Origin of the sequence: Neorhizobium sp. T7_12, from assembly GCF_002968535.1 — a bacterium.
In the GTDB taxonomy this organism is placed as follows: domain Bacteria; phylum Pseudomonadota; class Alphaproteobacteria; order Rhizobiales; family Rhizobiaceae; genus Neorhizobium; species Neorhizobium tomejilense.
On sequence record NZ_PVBK01000040.1, the window covers coordinates 1 to 6,465 of the forward strand.

Below are 6,465 nucleotides of genomic sequence, written 5' to 3' on the forward strand. Positions count from 1 at the left end.
GCTGTTGACTTCAAACTGGGGTCGGCTCTATAACCCGCTCACTGAACGAGGGCGGCGGCGCTGCTGGCGACGACGACTTTCGTTCTTCAGAAATCACTGATTGATTGGCGCATGCTGGTTGGGACCGAGTTTCGGTTTGGTCTCTGGATGTATCGCTGTTTGAGAAGTTTTGACGGTTTGGCCCTTGGGTTTTGAAGCGTCGGTTATTTGACAATTGAAGATGAGAAGAAAGAGAAACGTGGTCGGCGGTTTTCGCGGATCGGGGTTTAGGCCCTGATCTATGGAAGACAAATGACGGTCACGTTTTGAACAAGAGAACACCTGGTTTGGTGCGCAGTGATGCGGACCTGATCATAGTGAGTTCTCGTCGATTCAGAACAAGAGTGATTAGTCGGATTGGATTCTCAACTTGAGAGTTTGATCCTGGCTCAGAACGAACGCTGGCGGCAGGCTTAACACATGCAAGTCGAGCGCCCCGCAAGGGGAGCGGCAGACGGGTGAGTAACGCGTGGGAATCTACCCATCCCTACGGAACAACTCCGGGAAACTGGAGCTAATACCGTATACGCCCTTCGGGGGAAAGATTTATCGGGGATGGATGAGCCCGCGTTGGATTAGCTAGTTGGTGGGGTAAAGGCCTACCAAGGCGACGATCCATAGCTGGTCTGAGAGGATGATCAGCCACATTGGGACTGAGACACGGCCCAAACTCCTACGGGAGGCAGCAGTGGGGAATATTGGACAATGGGCGCAAGCCTGATCCAGCCATGCCGCGTGAGTGATGAAGGTCTTAGGATTGTAAAGCTCTTTCACCGGAGAAGATAATGACGGTATCCGGAGAAGAAGCCCCGGCTAACTTCGTGCCAGCAGCCGCGGTAATACGAAGGGGGCTAGCGTTGTTCGGAATTACTGGGCGTAAAGCGCACGTAGGCGGATATTTAAGTCAGGGGTGAAATCCCAGAGCTCAACTCTGGAACTGCCTTTGATACTGGGTATCTTGAGTATGGAAGAGGTAAGTGGAATTGCGAGTGTAGAGGTGAAATTCGTAGATATTCGCAGGAACACCAGTGGCGAAGGCGGCTTACTGGTCCATTACTGACGCTGAGGTGCGAAAGCGTGGGGAGCAAACAGGATTAGATACCCTGGTAGTCCACGCCGTAAACGATGAATGTTAGCCGTCGGCAAGTTTACTTGTCGGTGGCGCAGCTAACGCATTAAACATTCCGCCTGGGGAGTACGGTCGCAAGATTAAAACTCAAAGGAATTGACGGGGGCCCGCACAAGCGGTGGAGCATGTGGTTTAATTCGAAGCAACGCGCAGAACCTTACCAGCCCTTGACATGCCCGGCTAGCTACAGAGATGTAGTGTTCCCTTCGGGGACCGGGACACAGGTGCTGCATGGCTGTCGTCAGCTCGTGTCGTGAGATGTTGGGTTAAGTCCCGCAACGAGCGCAACCCTCGCCCTTAGTTGCCAGCATTCAGTTGGGCACTCTAAGGGGACTGCCGGTGATAAGCCGAGAGGAAGGTGGGGATGACGTCAAGTCCTCATGGCCCTTACGGGCTGGGCTACACACGTGCTACAATGGTGGTGACAGTGGGCAGCGAAGGAGCGATCCCGAGCTAATCTCCAAAAGCCATCTCAGTTCGGATTGCACTCTGCAACTCGAGTGCATGAAGTTGGAATCGCTAGTAATCGCGGATCAGCACGCCGCGGTGAATACGTTCCCGGGCCTTGTACACACCGCCCGTCACACCATGGGAGTTGGTTTTACCCGAAGGTAGTGCGCTAACCGCAAGGAGGCAGCTAACCACGGTAGGGTCAGCGACTGGGGTGAAGTCGTAACAAGGTAGCCGTAGGGGAACCTGCGGCTGGATCACCTCCTTTCTAAGGAAGCTGTGGAATGGTAAGACGATTGGCCTGATCTTCGGATCTCCCCAATATGAACCTTCCCGTGCTTTTTAGAACAATAGATGGCACCAGTCAGGTGACCATCGAAACGCAATACGCCACGGAATTACTTCGGTAATCGGATGGTATGGCGAACCCGCCGACTACGTTTCTCTTTCTTCAAAAGGATATGAACCATTGGTTTGCGCTCACGCGTCTGTTCGCATGTCTTCGACATGCTGACGCTCCGCGAGGGCGCCGGACGACCGGCGACGGCTCGCTGAGCCTGTATGGGCGGTTTACGTTTGGGCTTTCGAGCCTGGCGAGATGGGCCCGTAGCTCAGTTGGTTAGAGCACACGCTTGATAAGCGTGGGGTCGGTAGTTCGAGTCTACCCGGGCCCACCATTCTTGGTTCGCCGCTGTTGGTTTGCTTGATGGTTTACCTGATCCTGGCGTTTGCGCGTCAGGTGTTTGTGATGGTTGGGGCTGTAGCTCAGCTGGGAGAGCACCTGCTTTGCAAGCAGGGGGTCAGCGGTTCGATCCCGCTCAGCTCCACCAATTCACTTTGGTGTCGAGACGAGCGGCAAGACATATCCTTTGAAGAAAATAAAGTTTGCATCACTTCGATGAAGTGCTGCCTGTTCTGCAAAAATCGTGAAGAGAAGATTGATCTGGAGGCTTCCAGGTATGGGTTTAGGCCCGTGTCCGAAGCCGGTTCCAATGATGTCGTTGATGGCCTAGCCGGCCGGATACGAAAGAGGGGCCGGAATAGGTAGGAAGCTTGTCACTCTGGTCGGTCGTTGTTGTCATTTTGAGGGACTTGTCCTGAAGAATGGCTCTGATGACTTACTGATGGCCGTTGCCTGACCGCGCGGTCCTGGATCACATCTCGAGAAGCTGGTCTTAAAGACAAGTTTGTAAGCGGGTCGCTCGGCGTGACCCCAATCAAGCAAGCTTGTCGAACACGTCGATGGCATCATGAGAAGGGCTGGTTGTAAAAGGTAACCGGTCCGCCACGCATTGGGGAAACCTGATGGGTGGCTATATTGATGAGCATTGGCAATGAGAACGATTAAGTGTCGTAAGGGCATTTGGTGGATGCCTTGGCATGCACAGGCGAAGAAGGACGTGATACGCTGCGATAAGCCGTGGGGAGCTGCGAATGAGCTTTGATCCATGGATCTCCGAATGGGGCAACCCACCTTAGATACCTAGAAAGTTTAAGCCGTCTTTCGGGACGGTTTAGGTTTCTAGGTATTGTTAAAAGGTATCTTACCTTCGAATAAAATAGGGGTAAGAAGCGAACTCGGGGAACTGAAACATCTAAGTACCCGAAGGAAAGGACATCAACCGAGACTCCGTAAGTAGTGGCGAGCGAACACGGACCAGGCCAGTGGCAATCAGGAATAAAGCCGAACGCTTTGGAAAAGGCGGCCGTAGCGGGTGATAGCCCCGTAGGCGTAGAACACTGATTGTCCTAGAGTAGGGCGGGACACGTGAAATCCTGTCTGAACATGGGGAGACCACTCTCCAAGCCTAAGTACTCGTGCATGACCGATAGCGAACAAGTACCGTGAGGGAAAGGTGAAAAGCACCCCGACAAGGGGAGTGAAATAGAACCTGAAACCGGATGCCTACAAACAGTCGGAGGGCGCAAGCCTGACGGCGTACCTTTTGTATAATGGGTCAACGACTTAGTGTAACTAGCAAGCTTAAGCCGGTAGGTGTAGGCGCAGCGAAAGCGAGTCTGAACAGGGCGTTCAGTTAGTTGCATTAGACCCGAAACCGAGTGATCTAGCCATGAGCAGGTTGAAGGTTGGGTAACACCAACTGGAGGACCGAACCCGCATCTGTTGCAATAGATTGGGATGACTTGTGGCTAGGGGTGAAAGGCCAATCAAACTCGGAAATAGCTGGTTCTCCGCGAAAACTATTTAGGTAGTGCGTCGATCGAATACCCCGGGGGGTAGAGCACTGGATGGGCTATGGGGACTCACCGTCTTACTGATCCTAACCAAACTCCGAATACCCGGGAGTACTAATCGGCAGACACACGGCGGGTGCTAACGTCCGTCGTGAAAAGGGAAACAACCCTGACCTCCAGCTAAGGTCCCCAAGTCATGGCTAAGTGGGAAAGGATGTGAGGATCCCAAAACAACCAGGATGTTGGCTTAGAAGCAGCCATCATTTAAAGAAAGCGTAACAGCTCACTGGTCTAATTAAGGGTCTTTGCGCCGAAAATGTAACGGGGCTAAAGCCATGCACCGAAGCTGAGGATACGTCGCAAGACGTGTGGTAGCGGAGCGTTCCGTAAGCCTGTGAAGGAGGACCCGTGAGGGCCTCTGGAGGTATCGGAAGTGCGAATGTTGACATGAGTAACGATAAAGAGGGTGAGAGACCCTCTCGCCGAAAGACCAAGGGTTCCTGCTTAAAGTTAATCTGAGCAGGGTTAGCCGGCCCCTAAGCCGAGGCAGAAATGCGTAGGTGATGGGAACCACGTTAATATTCGTGGGCCTGGTGGTAGTGACGGATCGCAAAAATTGTTCAACCTTATTGGATTGGTTGGGCAGTGGGGCGGTTCCAGGAAATAGCTCCACCGTATAGACCGTACCCGAAACCGACACAGGTGGTCAGGTAGAGTATACCAAGGCGCTTGAGAGAACTATGTTGAAGGAACTCGGCAAATTGCACGCGTAACTTCGGAAGAAGCGTGACCCCATTTTGGGCAACCATGATGGGGTGGCACAGACCAGGGGGTAGCGACTGTTTATCAAAAACACAGGGCTCTGCGAAGTCTAAAGACGACGTATAGGGTCTGACGCCTGCCCGGTGCTGGAAGGTTAAGAGGAGAGGTGCAAGCTTTGAATCGAAGCCCCAGTAAACGGCGGCCGTAACTATAACGGTCCTAAGGTAGCGAAATTCCTTGTCGGGTAAGTTCCGACCTGCACGAATGGCGTAACGACTTCCCCGCTGTCTCCAACATAGACTCAGTGAAATTGAATTCCCCGTGAAGATGCGGGGTTCCTGCGGTCAGACGGAAAGACCCCGTGCACCTTTACTATAGCTTTACACTGGCATTCGTGTCGGCATGTGTAGGATAGGTGGTAGGCTTTGAAGCGGGGACGCCAGTCTTCGTGGAGCCATCCTTGAAATACCACCCTTATCGTCATGGATGTCTAACCGCGGTCCGTTATCCGGATCCGGGACAGTGTATGGTGGGTAGTTTGACTGGGGCGGTCGCCTCCGAAAGAGTAACGGAGGCGCGCGATGGTGGGCTCAGACCGGTCGGAAATCGGTCGTCGAGTGCAATGGCATAAGCCCGCCTGACTGCGAGACTGACAAGTCGAGCAGAGACGAAAGTCGGTCATAGTGATCCGGTGGTCCCGCGTGGAAGGGCCATCGCTCAACGGATAAAAGGTACGCCGGGGATAACAGGCTGATGACCCCCAAGAGTCCATATCGACGGGGTTGTTTGGCACCTCGATGTCGGCTCATCGCATCCTGGGGCTGGAGCAGGTCCCAAGGGTTTGGCTGTTCGCCAATTAAAGCGGTACGTGAGCTGGGTTCAGAACGTCGTGAGACAGTTCGGTCCCTATCTGCCGTGGGTGTAGGAATATTGACAGGATCTGTCCCTAGTACGAGAGGACCGGGATGGACATATCTCTGGTGGACCTGTTGTCCTGCCAAGGGCATAGCAGGGTAGCTATATATGGAATGGATAACCGCTGAAGGCATCTAAGCGGGAAACCAACCTGAAAACGAGTATTCCCTATCAGGGCCGTGGAAGACGACCACGTTGATAGGCCGGGTGTGGACGTGCAGCAATGCATGAAGCTTACCGGTACTAATCGCCCGATTGGCTTGATCGTTCTCATTGTTCATGCTCATCAAGCTTTGCTTGATGATGCCAAAGACCTTTGTCCTGACGCTGACGCGACCCAATGGGTCGCTACGCTGCGGGCGGCCCGCCAAACGATTGGCGACGGCCGCTGGCCTGTATGGGTGCCAAAAGCATTCGTCAGATCTGGAAAGGTTCAAAGACGTGTTCAAAAAGACTAAAAAATGAGGTTCGCCTCAACCAGCTTCTCACAATGTTGCGCTTCGTTGACCTGGTGGTCATTGCGGGGCGGCCGCACCCGTTCCCATTCCGAACACGGCCGTGAAACGCCCCTGCGCCAATGGTACTCCGTCTCAAGACGCGGGAGAGTAGGTCGCTGCCAGGTCTGCAAAACGCAACATATCTTCTCATAACGAAAACTAACGGCCCTTAAGCCGACCAAAGGGCCGCCCACAAGCGGCCTTTCGTCGTTTGAAGACCGGAAATACGAGGAAATCGCACCGCATATTCCAGGTGCGCCCTCACATGAGACAACTCGGCTTCGCCAAGTTGCTCAGGCAGAAGGCGTAACCGCCTAAGCGGTTACGCCATCGCGATAAATCCCGCAGGGATTTACGCACGGTCTTTTGCCGCAGGCAAAAACCTTATAACGCGGGGTGGAGCAGCCCGGTAGCTCGTCAGGCTCATAACCTGAAGGCCGCAGGTTCAAATCCTGCCCCCGCAACCAAATTCCAAAA

General features: G+C 53.7%; 3 tRNA genes and 3 rRNA genes. All 6 read left to right on the forward strand.

Going from position 1 to position 6,465, the window contains the following annotated elements:
* The first annotated feature begins 405 nt into the window (after positions 1–405).
* The 6 genes from C5J26_RS32290 to C5J26_RS32315 all read left to right on the forward strand — a co-directional run bounded on the left by C5J26_RS32290 (position 406) and on the right by C5J26_RS32315 (position 6,455).
* Positions 406–1,886, forward strand: a 16S ribosomal RNA gene (locus C5J26_RS32290).
* 332 nt (positions 1,887–2,218) lie between these two features.
* A tRNA-Ile gene (locus tag C5J26_RS32295) sits at positions 2,219–2,295 on the forward strand.
* A gap of 77 nt (positions 2,296–2,372) precedes the next feature.
* Positions 2,373–2,448, forward strand: a tRNA-Ala gene (locus C5J26_RS32300).
* A 512-nt stretch (positions 2,449–2,960) separates the two neighbouring features.
* Positions 2,961–5,759: ribosomal RNA gene (locus tag C5J26_RS32305) — 23S ribosomal RNA — on the forward strand.
* A 239-nt stretch (positions 5,760–5,998) separates the two neighbouring features.
* A 5S ribosomal RNA gene (gene rrf / locus C5J26_RS32310) occupies positions 5,999–6,113 on the forward strand.
* Together the 16S, 23S and 5S rRNA genes with 3 tRNA genes alongside form the textbook arrangement of a ribosomal RNA operon.
* A gap of 265 nt (positions 6,114–6,378) precedes the next feature.
* Positions 6,379–6,455: transfer RNA gene (locus tag C5J26_RS32315), tRNA-Met, on the forward strand.
* The last annotated feature ends 10 nt before the right edge of the window (positions 6,456–6,465 follow it).